The sequence below is a fragment of the Mycobacterium sp. SM3041 genome (genome assembly GCF_039668335.1).
Classification (GTDB): Bacteria; Actinomycetota; Actinomycetes; order Mycobacteriales; family Mycobacteriaceae; genus Mycobacterium.
The window spans coordinates 135,147-149,100 of record NZ_JAYXBQ010000072.1; the positions used below are offsets into that span (position 1 = coordinate 135,147).

Annotated in this window: 13 protein-coding genes; 5 read left to right on the top strand and 8 right to left on the bottom strand. The window is 68.8% G+C overall.

The window, feature by feature from the left end; genetic code table 11:
- Positions 1 to 41 precede the first annotated feature (41 nt).
- From VXD91_RS23030 to VXD91_RS23040, 3 genes are read left to right on the top strand one after another with little or no spacing between them, the layout of a single operon-like run.
- Entirely contained in the window at positions 42 to 1,451 is a 1,410-nt protein-coding gene (locus VXD91_RS23030; protein ID WP_346416540.1) for an allophanate hydrolase, read from the top strand.
- Entirely contained in the window at positions 1,448 to 2,146 is a 699-nt protein-coding gene (locus VXD91_RS23035; protein ID WP_346416541.1) for a cysteine hydrolase, read from the top strand. The genes VXD91_RS23030 and VXD91_RS23035 overlap by 4 nt, the downstream gene beginning before the upstream one ends.
- Before the next feature lie 13 nt (positions 2,147 to 2,159).
- Entirely contained in the window at positions 2,160 to 3,752 is a 1,593-nt protein-coding gene (locus VXD91_RS23040; RefSeq protein WP_346416542.1) for a regulator, read from the top strand.
- 82 nt (positions 3,753 to 3,834) lie between these two features.
- Here the strand turns inward: VXD91_RS23040 and VXD91_RS23045 are convergent, their stop codons facing one another.
- Complete coding sequence (locus VXD91_RS23045) at positions 3,835 to 4,164, bottom strand: metal-sensitive transcriptional regulator (protein ID WP_212807925.1); 330 nt, start codon at positions 4,162 to 4,164, stop codon at positions 3,835 to 3,837.
- Between the two features lie 75 nt (positions 4,165 to 4,239).
- On the opposite strand from VXD91_RS23045, the gene ilvD reads away from it, so the two are divergent.
- On the top strand, positions 4,240 to 5,940 hold the full coding sequence (ilvD, locus tag VXD91_RS23050) for a dihydroxy-acid dehydratase (RefSeq protein ID WP_346416543.1): 1,701 nt from the start codon (positions 4,240 to 4,242) through the stop codon (positions 5,938 to 5,940).
- Positions 5,941 to 6,149: 209 nt separating this feature from the next.
- Positions 6,150 to 7,316, top strand: a complete 1,167-nt coding sequence (locus tag VXD91_RS23055) for an ankyrin repeat domain-containing protein (protein ID WP_346416544.1) — start codon at positions 6,150 to 6,152, stop codon at positions 7,314 to 7,316.
- Here the strand turns inward: VXD91_RS23055 and VXD91_RS23060 are convergent.
- The 7 genes from VXD91_RS23060 to VXD91_RS23090 all read right to left on the bottom strand — a co-directional run bounded on the left by VXD91_RS23060 (position 7,253) and on the right by VXD91_RS23090 (position 13,757).
- On the bottom strand, positions 7,253 to 8,083 hold the full coding sequence (locus tag VXD91_RS23060) for a PaaX family transcriptional regulator C-terminal domain-containing protein (protein ID WP_346416661.1): 831 nt from the start codon (positions 8,081 to 8,083) through the stop codon (positions 7,253 to 7,255). The genes VXD91_RS23055 and VXD91_RS23060 overlap by 64 nt on opposite strands.
- Before the next feature lie 91 nt (positions 8,084 to 8,174).
- Positions 8,175 to 9,386, bottom strand: a complete 1,212-nt coding sequence (locus VXD91_RS23065; RefSeq protein WP_346416545.1) for a saccharopine dehydrogenase NADP-binding domain-containing protein — start codon at positions 9,384 to 9,386, stop codon at positions 8,175 to 8,177.
- Positions 9,383 to 10,453 carry an alpha/beta fold hydrolase gene (locus VXD91_RS23070; protein WP_346416546.1) on the bottom strand — a complete coding sequence of 357 codons (1,071 nt, stop codon included), beginning with the start codon at positions 10,451 to 10,453 and terminating at the stop codon, positions 9,383 to 9,385. Before VXD91_RS23070 ends, VXD91_RS23065 begins: the two co-directional genes overlap by 4 nt.
- 81 nt (positions 10,454 to 10,534) lie before the next feature.
- Positions 10,535 to 11,281 carry a hypothetical protein gene (locus VXD91_RS23075; protein ID WP_346416547.1) on the bottom strand — a complete coding sequence of 249 codons (747 nt, stop codon included), beginning with the start codon at positions 11,279 to 11,281 and terminating at the stop codon, positions 10,535 to 10,537.
- Complete coding sequence (locus VXD91_RS23080; RefSeq protein ID WP_346416548.1) at positions 11,278 to 12,618, bottom strand: FAD-binding oxidoreductase; 1,341 nt, start codon at positions 12,616 to 12,618, stop codon at positions 11,278 to 11,280. The genes VXD91_RS23075 and VXD91_RS23080 overlap by 4 nt, the downstream gene beginning before the upstream one ends.
- A 78-nt stretch (positions 12,619 to 12,696) precedes the next feature.
- On the bottom strand, positions 12,697 to 13,092 hold the full coding sequence (locus VXD91_RS23085) for a hypothetical protein (protein WP_346416549.1): 396 nt from the start codon (positions 13,090 to 13,092) through the stop codon (positions 12,697 to 12,699).
- The gene (locus tag VXD91_RS23090) at positions 13,092 to 13,757 is read right to left on the bottom strand and encodes an O-methyltransferase (protein WP_212807918.1); all 666 of its coding nucleotides are present in this window, start codon (positions 13,755 to 13,757) and stop codon (positions 13,092 to 13,094) included. The genes VXD91_RS23085 and VXD91_RS23090 overlap by 1 nt, the downstream gene beginning before the upstream one ends.
- Positions 13,758 to 13,954: the final 197 nt, after the last annotated feature.

Sequence of the window (13,954 nt, forward strand, 5' to 3'; positions counted from 1 at the left end):
CCGTACTGCCGGCGCCATCATGCTGCCGACAATGGTCAGGCATGGGTTCTGATGTGCACGGGTTCGCCGCTGGTCCGACCATCGGCCCGTCGGTGGCCGAAATCCTCGATTCGCACGCCGCCGGCACCGGCTCTCCGGTCAAGACCGCGGCCCGCGTGGCCGACGCCATCGCCGCCCGCGGGGATGACGGCACCTGGCTGTCCGTCGTACCGCGCGAGGAGCTGCTGAAGGCCGCAGCGGAGATCGAGAACCGGCCCGGCGCCCGCACGCTGCCGCTGTACGGCGTGCCGTTCGGTGTGAAGGACAGCATCGACGTCGCCGGCGTGCCCACGACCCTGTCCTGCCCCGACTACGCGTACGTCGCCGAGCGGACCGCACCGGCCGTGCAACGCCTGCTCGACGCGGGCGCGCTCTACGTCGGCAAGACCAACCTCGACCAGTTCGCGACGGGTCTCAACGGCACCCGGACGCCCTATACGGTGCCGCGCAGCGTCTACGGCGGTGGTCTCATCTCGGGCGGGTCCAGTTCGGGCTCCGCGCTGGCGGTCGCGCTGGGCCAGGTGCCGTTCGCGGTGGCCACCGACACCGCGGGGTCCGGCCGGGTCCCCGCCGCCCTCAACGGCGTGGTGGGTTTCAAACCGTCCCGCGGACTGATCAGCACCGTCGGACTGGTACCGGCGTGCAAGTCGCTGGACTGCCTCAGCGTGATGGCGGGCTGCATCGACGACGTGGACCGGGTGTTCGACGTGATGGCCGGCCGCGACGACGCCGACCCGTGGTCACGCGACCGGGGACCGCGGCACGGCGGCGGGCCGATCCGGGTCGGCCTACCGCCGATCGCCGAGCTGGAGTTCTTCGGCGACGACGCCCTGCGCGCAGCGCATCTGAGTTTCCGCGAACACCTCGAGCGCCTGGCCGTCATCGTCGAGGTGTCCCTGGCGCCGTTCCTCGCCGCGGGAGCCCTGCTCTATCAGGGCCCGTGGGTGGCCGAGCGGCTCGTCGAGTTCGGTGATTTCCTTGCCCGACAACCTGATTCGATCCACCCCGTGGTGCGCGACATCTTCCGCAGCGGCCTGGACTACACCGCGGTGGACGCGTTCGCCGCCCTGCAGAAGCTGCAGGAGCTCAAGGCCGAGGTGGGCCGGCTCTGGCAGACCATGGACGTCCTCGTGGTGCCGACCATCGGGACCACCTTCACCGTCGAGCAGGTGCAGGCCAACCCGATCGAGTGCAACACGATGCTGGGCCACTACACGCACTTCGGCAATCTGCTCGATCTCCTGGGCGTCGCGGTCCCGCTCGGCGTGACCGGTGACGGCCGTCCGTACAGCGCGATGCTGCTGGGCAACGCCCTGTCGGACGACGCCGCGCTGACGCTGGCCGCGCGCATCCTCGACGAGCCCCGCACGACAACCGAGGTCGCCGCGGCGCCCGTCGAGGAGCTCGCATGACGTCCGTCGAGGTCCCGGCCGAACCGAACCCGTTCACCCTCACCGCCGGGCGGACCGCGCTGATCGTCATCGACATGCAACGCGATTTCCTGCTGCCCGGCGGCTTCGGTGAGAGCCTCGGCAACGACGTGGACCAGCTGCTCAAGGTGGTGCCACCGCTGGCGGCGCTGCTCGCCGCGGCCCGCGCCGCCGGGGTCATGGTCGTCCACACCCGCGAGGGCCACGAACCCGACCTGTCGGACTGCCCGCCCGCCAAGCTCAATCGCGGTGCGCCGTCGAAACGGATCGGGGATCCCGGCAAGTTCGGCCGCATCCTGATCCGCGGTGAGTACGGCCACGACATCGTCGACGAGCTGGCCCCGATCGACGGCGAGTTGGTGATCGACAAACCGGGCAAGGGCGCGTTCTACGCCACCGGGCTGCAGGACGCGCTGACCGCTGCGGGCATCACCCAACTGCTCGTCACCGGCGTCACCACCGAGGTGTGCGTGCACACCACCACCCGCGAAGCCAATGACCGTGGCTACGAATGCCTGGTCGTATCCGATTGCGTCGGTTCATATTTCCCGGAGTTCCAGCGGGTGGGCCTGCAGATGATCGCCGCGCAGGGCGGCATTTTCGGCTGGGTCGCGGACACCGCGGCGGTCATTCCCGCGCTGCAACAACTCGGCGCCCCGTCACCTTCTGCGGTCTAGAGAGGACCTGCCCATGTCCACCGACGTCTCCGATCCCCCGGCCGCCGGCACCCCCAAACCGGCCCTGTCCATTCCGTGGTGGACGCGCGGCGACACCAACGCGTTCTTCGGGCTCGGGTTCAACATCCTGGTCAACGTCCTGACGCTGACGGGTCTCATGATCGGCGTCGTCAAGGTCCCCGCCGGTGACGTACTCGGCACGATCCTGCCCGCGCTCGGGGTGGCGCTGATCCTCGGGAACCTTTACTACACATTCCTGGCCCGCCGCCTCGCCCGGCGCGAAAACCGCACGGACGTCACGGCTTTGCCGTACGGCCCGAGCGTGCCGCACATGTTCATCGTGGTGTTCGTGGTGATGCTGCCGGTCTACCTGCACACCAAGGATGCGATGCAGGCCTGGCAGGCGGGGCTGGCGTGGGCCTTCATGATCGGCATCATCGTGATGATCGGTGCGTTCGTCGGCCCCTACATCCGCAAACTGACACCGCGGGCGGCCATGCTCGGGACGCTGGCCGGCATCTCCATCACCTTCATCTCGATGCGGCCGGCGGCCCAGATGTGGGAGGCGGCCTGGATCGGACTGCCGGTGCTGGCGATCATCCTGATCGGGTTCTTCACCGACGTGAAGCTGCCGTTCGGCATCCCGACCGGACTTGCGGCACTGCTCGTCGGTACCGCCATCGGCTGGATCGGCGGGTTCATGTCGGCGCCCGATGTCGGCAAGGCGGTGTCCGACATCGCGATCGGGCTCCCCGATCTGCGGATCGGCATGCTGCTCTCGGGCCTGTCGCATCTGGCCCCGCTGCTGGGGACCGCCATACCGCTCGGCGTCTACAACTTCACCGAGGCGATGAGCAACGTGGAGAGCGCGGCCGCCGCCGGCGACAACTACAACCTGCGCAGCGTGCTGCTGGCCGACGGCGCGGGCGCGGTGATCGGCTCGGCCTTCGGCTCGCCGTTCCCGCCTGCCGTCTACATCGGCCACCCCGGCTGGAAGGACGCCGGCGGCCGGGCCGGGTATTCGCTGGCCAGTGGCGTGCTGATCGGGGCCTTCTGCTTCCTGGGCCTGTTCGGCGTGCTCGACGCGCTGTTGCCGGTGCCCGCGATCGTGCCGATCCTGCTCTACATCGGTCTGCTGATCGGCGCGCAGGCCTTCCAGGCCGTGCCGCGCCTGCATGCCGTCGCCGTCGTCGCCGCGCTGCTGCCCAACCTCGCGCAATGGGCCGGCGGCCTCGTCGACAACGCGCTCAACGCCGCCGGCACGTCGGCGGCGGCAGTGGGCCTGGACAAACTCAACGGCGCGGGCGTGGTCTACCAGGGGCTGCAGACGCTCGGCGAGGGCGCGGTGCTGGTCGGCCTGATCCTGGGCACCATGGTGACCTTCATCCTGGAGAAGAAGTTCCTCTACGCGGCGATCGCGTCGGTCGTCGGTGCGGCGTTGTCCTTCATCGGTCTGATCCACGCACCCGAGGTGGCGTGGGCGGCCAATCCACAGGTCGCCCTGGGCTATCTGTTCTTCGGGCTGGTGTGCGCCGCGTACTCGCGGTTACCCGGCGCCGATCAACCGGTCACGGTCGACGAGTCGGACGTCGTCGCCGGGCACTAGGAGACGGCGCGATCACAATGTGCCCCTGACAGCGGCGCCATCGCAAATGACGCGATGACAACGCTCGTGGAGTCACATTGCGTCAGGACCGGACGAGCCGCGCGATCGCCGCGGAGGCCTCGGCCAGCTTCTGCTCGGCCTCGTCGCCGCCGACGGCCACCGCGTGGCTCACGCAGTGCCCCAGGTGCTCGTCGAGCAGCGCCAGCGCGACCGACTGCAACGCGCTGTTCACCGCGCTGATCTGCGTCAACACGTCGATGCAGTACTTGTCCTCATCGATCATCTTGGCGATGCCGCGGACCTGTCCCTCGACGCGCCGCAGCCGCTTGGCGTAGTTGTCCTTGTTCGGCGAATAGCCGTGTTGGGCCTCAGGGTGGCCCGCCACCGCAACGTCCGACTCGTCTGCCGTCATAACCCCAGCGTACCGCATACCCCTTAGGGGTATCCAATGCAATTTCACTTGGTGGCGGCGGGCATACTTACCTGCATGTCTGCTGATCAGCCCGATATCAAGCCCCGCAGTCGCGACGTCACCGACGGTCTCGAGAAAACCGCAGCCCGCGGCATGCTGCGCGCGGTAGGCATGGGTGACGACGACTGGGGCAAGCCGCAGATCGGCGTCGGGTCGTCGTGGAACGAGATCACCCCCTGCAACATGTCGCTGCAGCGGCTGGCGCAGTCGGTCAAGGAGGGCGTGCACGCCGCCGGCGGTTACCCGCTGGAGTTCGGCACCATCTCCGTCTCCGACGGCATCTCGATGGGCCATGAGGGCATGCACTTCTCGCTGGTGTCGCGCGAGGTCATCGCCGACAGCGTCGAGACGGTCATGCAGGCCGAGCGCCTGGACGGCTCGGTGCTGCTCGCCGGTTGCGACAAGTCGATCCCCGGCATGCTGATGGCGGCCGCCCGGCTGAATCTCGCGAGCGTCTTCTTCTACAACGGCTCGATCATGCCGGGCATCGCGAAGCTGACCGACGGCACCGAGAAGGAAGTCACCATCATCGACGCCTTCGAGGCGGTCGGTGCGTGCGCCCGCGGGCTGATGTCCCGCGAGGACGTCGACATCATCGAACGCGCAATCTGTCCGGGCGAAGGCGCCTGTGGCGGTATGTACACCGCCAACACCATGGCGTCGGCGGCCGAGGCCCTCGGTATGTCGTTGCCGGGCAGCGCATCTCCCGTCGCCATCGACAAGCGCCGCGACGAGTTCGCCCGCAAGTCCGGCGAGGCCGTCGTCGAGATGCTGCGCCGCGGCATCACCGCGCGCGACATCCTGACCAAGGAGGCGTTCGAGAACGCGATCGCCGTCGTCATGGCCTTCGGTGGCTCGACCAACGCGGTGCTGCACCTGCTGGCCATCGCCCGCGAGGCCGAGGTCGAGCTGACGCTCGCCGACTTCACCCGCATCGGCAACAAGGTGCCGCACCTGGCCGACGTGAAGCCCTTCGGCCGCCACGTGATGAAGGACGTCGACGAGATCGGCGGCGTGCCCGTCGTCATGCGCGCGCTGCTGGATGCCGGTCTGCTGCACGGTGATTGCCTCACCGTCACCGGCAAGACCATGGCCGAGAACCTTGCCCACATCGCGCCGCCCGACCCGGACGGCAAGGTGCTGCGCGCGATGAACAACCCGATCCACCCGACGGGCGGCATCACCATCCTGCACGGCTCGCTGGCTCCCGAGGGCGCCGTCGTGAAGTCGGCCGGCTTCGAGTCCGATGTTTTCGAGGGCACGGCAAGGGTTTTCGAGCGCGAGCGGGCCGCCCTCGACGCGCTGGAGGACGGCACCATCACGCACGGCGACGTCGTCGTCATCCGCTATGAGGGCCCCAAGGGCGGCCCGGGTATGCGCGAGATGCTGGCCATCACCGGCGCCATCAAGGGCGCCGGCCTGGGCAAGGACGTGCTGCTGATGACCGACGGCCGCTTCTCGGGCGGGACGACGGGCCTGTGCGTCGGGCACATCGCGCCGGAGGCCGTCGACGGCGGCCCCATCGCGTTCGTGCGCGACGGCGACCGCATCCGCCTCGACGTCGCCAACGGCAAGCTGGACCTGCTCGTCGACGAAGCCGAATTGGCCGCGCGCCGTGAAGGTTTCGAGCCGCTGCCGCCGCGCTACAAGACCGGCGTGCTGGCCAAGTACACCAAGCTGGTCCAGTCCGCCGCCGTCGGCGCCGTCTGCACCTAGCCGGGATTTGTGCACGATTTTCCGCGGTAGGCGCGGAAAATCGTGCACAAAACACTCGGTGGGCGGGCTCGGTGATAGCGTGAGGTCGGGCGCGCAGGACCGCCCGACGTCCGCTCGAAGAGGCTCAGCCTCCCTGCTGATTGCTTCACCTTGTGACCGACCTCTTCTCGGCCCGATTCGCGGACGCGGGCGCATGAGAGGAGGCCGTCATGGCCAGCACACTGCCCACCAATCCGTCCCTGGACAAACTGCGCGTCGAAGCACGCACGCTGCAGCGGGCGAACGGCATCGCGCTACACGCCGCCCAGCTCGCCGTCGCCCGTCGGTATGGCTTCACCGGCTGGCCCGCACTGGTGCACTACCTGCGGCTGGCCGCGGATCTGAGCGTCGACCCAGGAGCAGTCGACGAGGACGCCCTCGCCCCCGCTGACCGGTTCTGCTCGTGGGCGGTGTTGCGGTACGACGAATCCGACGCCCCGCCGCGCCGGCAGTCCGCTGTCGAGCTGCTCGCCGCCGAACCTGATGTGGTTTCCCGCAGTGTCTGGGCCGCGGCCGCGGCCTCCGATCCGGTCGCGCTGGCCGAGCATCTCGCCCGTTGCCCGACACTGGCCGGCACCGGCGGCGGGCCGTTCGGCTGGGTGCCCATGATGTACCTCTGCTACTCGCGGATTCCCTTGGGCCGCAGTGCAAATGACGTCCTGGCCGCCGCGGCGCTCCTGCTCGACGCCGGAGCCGATCCGAACGGCGGTTACCTGTGGTGCGGCATGTCGACGCCGTTCACACTGTTGACCGGGGTGTTCGGCGAAGGCGAGCAAGGGCCGCGGCGGCAGCCCCGGCATCCGCATGCCACCGAGCTCGCGACGCTGCTCCTGCGCCGCGGGGCCCATCCGGTTGATCAGCAGACGCTCTACAACCGGATGTTCCGCCCGGACGATTCGCACCTGGAACTACTGTTCGCCCACGGTCTCGCCGACGCCGGGCCCAGCCCGTGGGAGCGACGGCTCGGCGAGGCGATGGAGACGCGAGAACAGCTGTGGCAGCGGCAGATTCGCTGGGCCGCCGAGCACGGGTTCCGCGATCGCCTCGACCTGCTCGCCCGGCACGGCATCGACGTGTCGGGTGTCGAACTCGTCGCGCAGACCTTTCCGGACGATCCCAACGCCCGTGACGATGAGGGCGCGACGCCGCTGCACCACGCCGCGTGGGAGGGAGACCTGCCGCTGATCCGGCGGCTGCTGGAGGCGGGCGCCGATCCGTCCATCACCGACGGACGGTTCGGCTCGACGCCGTTACAGTGGGCCGAGCACGCCTATCAGACCGAGGCCGCTGAACTGCTGCGCGCCGCGACTTCGGACACCACTTCCGAGTACCACTGAAACAGCTTGATGCGGTGCGGCGCATCGCTTTTGAGCAGTTCTGCCCAGCATTCCGCGACCTTCGCACGGGCTGCGACGCCGATCCACGGCTGTGGCAACAACTCTGGCGGCAGCAGCGGGTCGGGCTCGAGCGCGCGACTGAATTCGGCGGCCAGTTCGATGGCAGTGGTGAGCTGCGCGGTCGGGACGGCGTCCGGCAAGGCGGACAGTGCGCGTTCGGCGACGGCGAGCAGTCGCCGGTGACGTTCGGCGATGTCGTCCAGCGGCCACAGGAGGCCCGCGATGGCGCGCGGCTCGTCGGTGCCTCCGACGGCCAAATCCGCGGTCGTGAGCGTGGTGACGTGGTCGGTGATCGCCAATTGTTCTGCGGTGGCGGCTATTTCGCTGTCCCAGTCATTCGGCGAGACGTACAGACCACCTTGAATCGCGGCGCCACCGAGGCGCACGATCGCGTCACGCATGGCGTCACGCGCCGACCGGATCGACTCCGGGACGGCGAACGCCACGACGTGCCAGCGTCCGTCCCACGGGTTGTCGCCCCGGTCCTGGGCGTACATGAGCCGGAGGTAGTCGAGGTCCGGGGTGATGCTGCTGCGCAGCTCATCGGTCGCCCGCAGCACCGCTTTCCGGCCGCGCCCGTCGTGGACGAACTGCCCGTCGGCGACCAGTCGCTTGATGCACAACCGTACCTGCTGGTCCGTCATCCCGAGTTCGCCCGCAACGTCGTACAGTGCACCGGCGTCGATGGTCGCGTCGTCCCGCAGCATGCTCTCGACGAGGGTGCGGGTCGGCACTTCGATGGGTGCGTCCAACGGTCAGCTCCTTGTGCCCGCGATACGACGGGCGGGGCACCCAAGTCTAGGCACGCTCGTCCTGTTCGACGATGACGAACGGCCGGCCATCGGGCCGATCGAGTTGGCGGGCCAGGTCGGCGAAGAATCGCGGCGCGTCGATGACGGCGTCGGGCGGGTGCACTCCCGGGCGCCGCGCGGTGCCGTCGACGATCTGCGCCAGCCCCAACGCCAGCGGGATGCCCGTGGCCCGGGCCATGTCCCCGAACAATCCGGCCGCGGTCCCGGACAGGTCGAGGTGGGTCAGCACCATGTGGTCGCGTCCGGCGCGGGTGCCGGACGCCGCAGCGAAGAACGGCGGTAGCGTGCCTGGACCTTTGCTTCGCCACGACAACGGCACAGATCGTAAGTAGCGCAACAGGTTCGGTTTCGCGAACTGCAGTGCTGCCGTCTCGTGGGTCAGTCGGCGCCGGTCGGTGTCGCGACGCAGCACATCGAGGTAGGCCAGGGTCTGCGGCCGCATCACCATGAGGTTGATGGCCTCGCCGGTGAGTCCGAGCGTGCGCCGCAACGTGATGGGCTCGGGATGCCCGACCGTGTACGCGGTGCCGCGGCGGCCACCCGGCAGGGTCAACCCGACCGGGCGCAGCGGACGCTCGAACGTCAGCTGTCCACCCCGGACGGTGCAGATTTTGCCGCTGCTCTGCAGCATCCAGTGCACGGCCGCGGCCGACGGCCGGCCGTCTGGGCCCAACAGCACCTCGCCACCATCGCCGCCCGTCCCGGACACGTCGACCGGCCATGCGGTGTAGGCGTCGCGCACCGTGTCGAGTTCGGCGGCCGCCGTGGCGGCGAGCAGGTTGCTCACACCCGGGCTGGCGCCCATCCCGATGACAGCGCAAACGTCTGCGGCACGGGCGGTTTCGTCGAGTTCGAGCATCTGCACCGTCGGTTCCCAGTCGTCGCAGATGTCGACGTAGTGCGTGCCCGTCGCGATCGCGGCGCGCAGCACCGGGACTCCGAAGCGGTAGTACGGCCCGACGGTGTTGACGACGAGATCCGCCTGGTCCAGGAGCCGGCACAGGGCCGCCTCATCCGTGACGTCGACCTGGGCGGCACTGACCCGCACCGGCGCCTCGGCGACATGTCCGCACAGGCGGTGCGCGGCGGCGCCGTCCCGGTCCGCGACGACGATCTCGTCGACCCTGGGCAGCCGCGCGGCGAGCCGGACCGCAACCGCGCCCATGGCCCCGGGGCCGCCCAACGCGAGAATCCTCATCGGGCCTCCTTGGCGGCCGGCAGTTCCTGGACGTAGCGCCGGAGATTGTCGAGGTAGCTGGGCGCATAGATCTGCCGGGGCGCGAAAGTTCCCATCACATAAGCTTTTACGCTGTTGGGATTGTTCTCGAGGTCCTCCTTGGCGAGGCTGTGCGAGGCGTGCGGGTAGGTCTGGACCGTCAGCAGATCGCGACGCACCAGTTCACGGTAGACGCGCTCGGTCTCGGCCACGTCGACGTTCCGGTCGCCCTCGCCGAGCTCCAGCAGCACCGGGACCGTGAGGTGCGGCAGCGTGGCGCTGACGTCCGCACGGTAGTTTCGCGCGACGAATCCCCAGCGGTCCGCGGACATCGGCGACGCGTCGATGTCCGCCACGCGGTACTCGTGGTAGGTGGCACCGTTGCGCAGCAGCTGATTCGTCCGCTCCCGTCGGGCCAGCGCAGCGGTTAGTTCCGACTGCGGTGCGTTCCGCGCCCGTAGTTCAGCCCGCAGGTTGTACTCACCCTGCCGCATCCAATTGATCGCCGGCCCAACGAGAATCAGGAACTGCAGGTCGGGTTTGCGCACCGCCACCTCGGGTGCCACCCACCCACCTTGGCTGATACCCCAGATGCCGACGCGGTGCGGATCGATGTCTGCCCGGGTGCGCGCCCAGTCGATCGCGGCGCTCGTCTCGGCGGCCCGGTCGGCCAGGCTCTGGTTCAGCCAGTTGCCGGGCGCGCCGCCGACGCCGGGCTTGTTCCACGACAACGACGCATAGCCGGCCTCCGCGAAGGACTCCCAGATGGGCCGGTAGAACGCGTCGCGGCTGGCATCGGCGGGCCCGTCGCCGTGCACGAACACCACCAGACCGAACGGTCCCTTCCCCGTCTTGGGCAGGGCCAGCACACCGTCAAGGGACTGCGCCGGCGCAGGGATGGTGACGCGCTGCTCGCGAATGGCGAAGTCGTTGGCGTACAACACCCAGCCGCCCGCCGAAACCACGACCGCGACGACACAACCCAATGCGATCAGCGTGCGACGCACCCAGGCAGGACGGTGACGACCCACGGCAGAACTATCATCCATTCCACGATCGTAGCTCAAACGATAGTTAATCGAGAGTGGCGTCAGCCACTCTCGATGCGAAGACTCCTCGCGAGCTGCGGGTCAACCGAACTGCGCGTGGAGCTCCGGCAAGAAGCCGGCCAGGTGGTTCATCTCCTGCGCGCAGTGCACCAGCAGATCCCGCGGGTGCGGCAGCTGACGCGCGGCAAGGACCCGAAAAGCGTGGTCCGCCAAAGACTTACCGGCACGGAAGCTGACGTGCTGCCCGCCCATCCAGAATCGGGAACGCATCTCGGCGCCGTCGGGTGTCGGCCGCACCTGATGAACAAGCCAGCCGATGTCGACCGGGATGTCCGGCGAACCGAGGCGGGCGACGATGGCCAGCCCCGCGTGCCCTTGCGACTCGGGGCCGACGAACTGGATCGCCACCGAACTGAGCGCCGAGCCGAGGTACTCCTCGACCAGCGAGGTCCGGCCGACATAGGCCACGTCGTCACGGCCGTCGCGCCACTGCGCCGACACATGCGCCCGCGGATGCCACAGCTTGTAGCGGCGCGCGTCGCAGCCGTGCCAGCCGAACCACCAGTCCCACATCTGCGGCGTCACGCCCGGCATGTCGGTGCGCACGGCAACGGTGTACCCGCCGTCCGACAGGGTGCCGTAGCCGTTCTCGGTCTGCTGATAACCGTCGGCAGCCAGCGGTTCGTCGAAGTCCGGCAGCACCGGGCCGGCCTGCGGCCCGTGCTCGAGCGCCTCCACCACATGGCGTGGCAGCGCCGCCATCTCCGGATTGAAGAACCTGCCGAACGGCGTGTCCGCGTCGTCACCTCGGTAACCCAGGTAGCTCATGTCCGTCCCATCCAGGCGTAGAAGCGACCCTCCGGGTCATATTGTGCGCGCAACGCATCCAGTCGCGCCATGGCCGCGTCGGTGGCGAACCGGGCCGGCCGGGCACCGAGGTTCTCGTCGGCCAGCTGTATCCCGGTGGCCAGGTGGGACATCGCCGCCATGTTGGATCGGGCCCAGTCGCCGTATTTTTCGTCGTCGGCCGCGTCCTGCCAGCCGGCGTAGAGCGCCAAGTACACCTCGTCTTCCAGGCTGTAGGCCATGTCCTGACGGGCGGGCGACGGCCCCCAGTTCAGCCACAGGAAATGCGACGGATGCGGTGGCATGGTCTCGAGGATCTTGCGCACGCCCGGCAACAACTCGGTCGTCGACGCCGACGTCCACATGTTGTCCGCGGCGTAGCGGTGGTCGTTGAGATAGTTGCTCATCACCGCGTCGTACCAGGTGGGCAGATTCGTCGGTGCGAACGGCACGGCCATCAGGGCATGGGGCCGCGCCGGACACGTATCCAGCAGTGCGACTGCAGCTTTCGCTTCGTCGTCGCTGTCGGCGAACACCGGGGAGGCCAGCACGATGCCCGGCGTATCCAGACCCGAGCTCGGCAAGGCCCGCGAGGCGACGATCTGCAGCTCCACCCGGCGGTCCACGTCGGCGCTGATCGCGCGGGCCCACGTATAGATCTCGTCGGCGGCCTCGAAAGGGTAGACGTACAGGCTGCTGCCGCAGACCGGCGGCTGCGGATAGAGGCGTAGGTGGAACGCCGTCACGACGCCGAAGAATCCCGGTCCGGATCCCCGTGCCGCCCAATACAAATCAGGGTGATGCTCGGCGTCGCAACGGATCTGCTCACCGTCGGCGGTGACCACGTCAAGCGCCAGCACGCTTTCGCACGCCGGCCCCAGCACGCGACTGTTCCACCCGTAGCCGCCCTGCAGCAGGTAGCCGCCGAGTCGCACGCCCCGGCAGTGTCCCGACGGGAAGAACAGGCCCTGCTGCTCGAGTTCGGTGGCCAGCACGCTGCCACCTTTTCCGGGACCGACCACGGCGGTCATCGCGTCGCGATCCACCCGGCACGTATCGAGCCGGCTCACGTCGAGCAGCAGGCCGCCGTCGCGCAGGTGGTTGGCCGACCAACTGTGCCCGCCGGATCGGATACCGACCGCCAACTTGTTCGCGCGGGCGTAGCGGACTGCCACCACCACATCGGCGGTGCACGACGCCTGCACGATGATGTCCGGAAAGCGCTGCGGCACACGCGCGTTCCACACCGTCGCGCAGCGTGCCTCGTCATAGCCCGCGTTACCGCGGCGGAAATGTCGGACCTCGGCCAAAGCTGTCACCGCAACTCCTCACGCCTCGACGCCCCACCGAAACGTAACACCGGGAATCAGCGGCTGCGTCAAATTCGAGTTGCAGGCCTACCCGGCCGTCAGCACCGCCCGAGCCCCGACAGGATTGGCCAACGGCACCACGATCTTGCCCGGCATGATCATCATGGTGCAGACCATGCGTTCGCGATCGGACCTGCGGCCGGCCGTCAAGGTGACCGTCACGGCCTGGTCGGTCTCCTGGACCGTGGCGTGCACTCCGTAGCAGTCCGGCGATCCGAGCGAAATATTCAGCGCCACAGCAGGTTCGGGGTCCAGCCGGCTCCAGGACTCCGCCGTCAGCGGATGGGGGTCGACGATCGCCGGATCGTCGACGAACGTCGTTCCCGGCGAGACCTGCACCTCCGGCAGCGCCGTCGGGTCAGCCCAGGCTGTCGGTGCCAGGCCGACGGCCAACACGAGTCCCGCCGCGGCGACGCGCAGCACTACGTCGCCACCCGAGCCACCGCGAAACCGTCCCAGCCTTTGGCGCCGACGGTCTGGATGGCGGCGGCCTCCAGGCGCGGATGGTTGCCCACCAGCTCCAGCATGTTGCGCACGCCTTGCGCCTGCAGGTCGTCGGCGGCCGGATCGAGTACCCGGCCCATGCGCGTGACGTTGTCGACGACGATCACCGCGCCCGGCGCCGCGAGCCGCACCGCCCAGTCGACGTAGGCACTGTTGTTCTCCTTGTCCGCGTCGATGAAGAAGAAGTCGAACTGCTCGCCCCGCTCTGCCAGCTGCGGCAAGGTGTCGAGCGCTGCTCCGACCAGCACCTCGACGCGGTCCGCGACACCGGCCCGCTCGAAGTTGGTCCGGGCGACTGCGGCATGTTCCGGGGAGTACTCCAACGTCGTCACGCGGCCCTCCGCTCCGATACCGCGGGCGAGGTTGATGGTGCTGTAGCCCGCCAGCGTGCCGATCTCCAGCACCCGGGTGGCGCCGCTGATGGTCGCCAACAACGACAACAGCTTTCCGTGCTGCGCGGAGACCTCGATGGCCGGCATGCCCGCCGTCACCGCGGACTGGCGTGCGGCGGCCAGCGCCTCGTCCTCGGTGTGCAACACCCGGTTGAACATCTCGTCGACTGCCTGCGGCTCGGGTTGCGTCATGGCCCCAGGCTAGCGCGCGAAAATCCGGTGCCGGATGGGCCGATTCGCCGTCAGCGCGGCCCGTCGGCCACTTGAATGACGGACACCCTGCAGGTCTTCCCGTATCTGGGTCCGCCGCACTAGGACAGCACTGGAAACGCACGCTCGCCGGCCGCGAGCGTGCGCGTAATACACACCGAACGCGGCGTGTCCATGTA

Bases quoted from the DNA above. Each gene is read 5' to 3' on its own strand.
- VXD91_RS23055 (WP_346416544.1), top strand. From the start codon at position 6,150: ATGGCCAGCACACTGCCCACCAATCCGTCCCTGGACAAACTGCGCGTC.
- VXD91_RS23070 (WP_346416546.1), bottom strand. From the start codon at position 10,453: ATGGATGATAGTTCTGCCGTGGGTCGTCACCGTCCTGCCTGGGTGCGT.
- VXD91_RS23035 (WP_346416541.1), top strand. From the start codon at position 1,448: ATGACGTCCGTCGAGGTCCCGGCCGAACCGAACCCGTTCACCCTCACC.
- VXD91_RS23065 (WP_346416545.1), bottom strand. From the start codon at position 9,386: ATGAGGATTCTCGCGTTGGGCGGCCCCGGGGCCATGGGCGCGGTTGCG.
- ilvD (WP_346416543.1), top strand. From the start codon at position 4,240: ATGTCTGCTGATCAGCCCGATATCAAGCCCCGCAGTCGCGACGTCACC.
- VXD91_RS23090 (WP_212807918.1), bottom strand. From the start codon at position 13,757: ATGACGCAACCCGAGCCGCAGGCAGTCGACGAGATGTTCAACCGGGTG.
- VXD91_RS23045 (WP_212807925.1), bottom strand. From the start codon at position 4,164: ATGACGGCAGACGAGTCGGACGTTGCGGTGGCGGGCCACCCTGAGGCC.
- VXD91_RS23040 (WP_346416542.1), top strand. From the start codon at position 2,160: ATGTCCACCGACGTCTCCGATCCCCCGGCCGCCGGCACCCCCAAACCG.
- VXD91_RS23030 (WP_346416540.1), top strand. From the start codon at position 42: ATGGGTTCTGATGTGCACGGGTTCGCCGCTGGTCCGACCATCGGCCCG.
- VXD91_RS23060 (WP_346416661.1), bottom strand. From the start codon at position 8,083: ATGCTGCGGGACGACGCGACCATCGACGCCGGTGCACTGTACGACGTT.
- VXD91_RS23075 (WP_346416547.1), bottom strand. From the start codon at position 11,281: ATGAGCTACCTGGGTTACCGAGGTGACGACGCGGACACGCCGTTCGGC.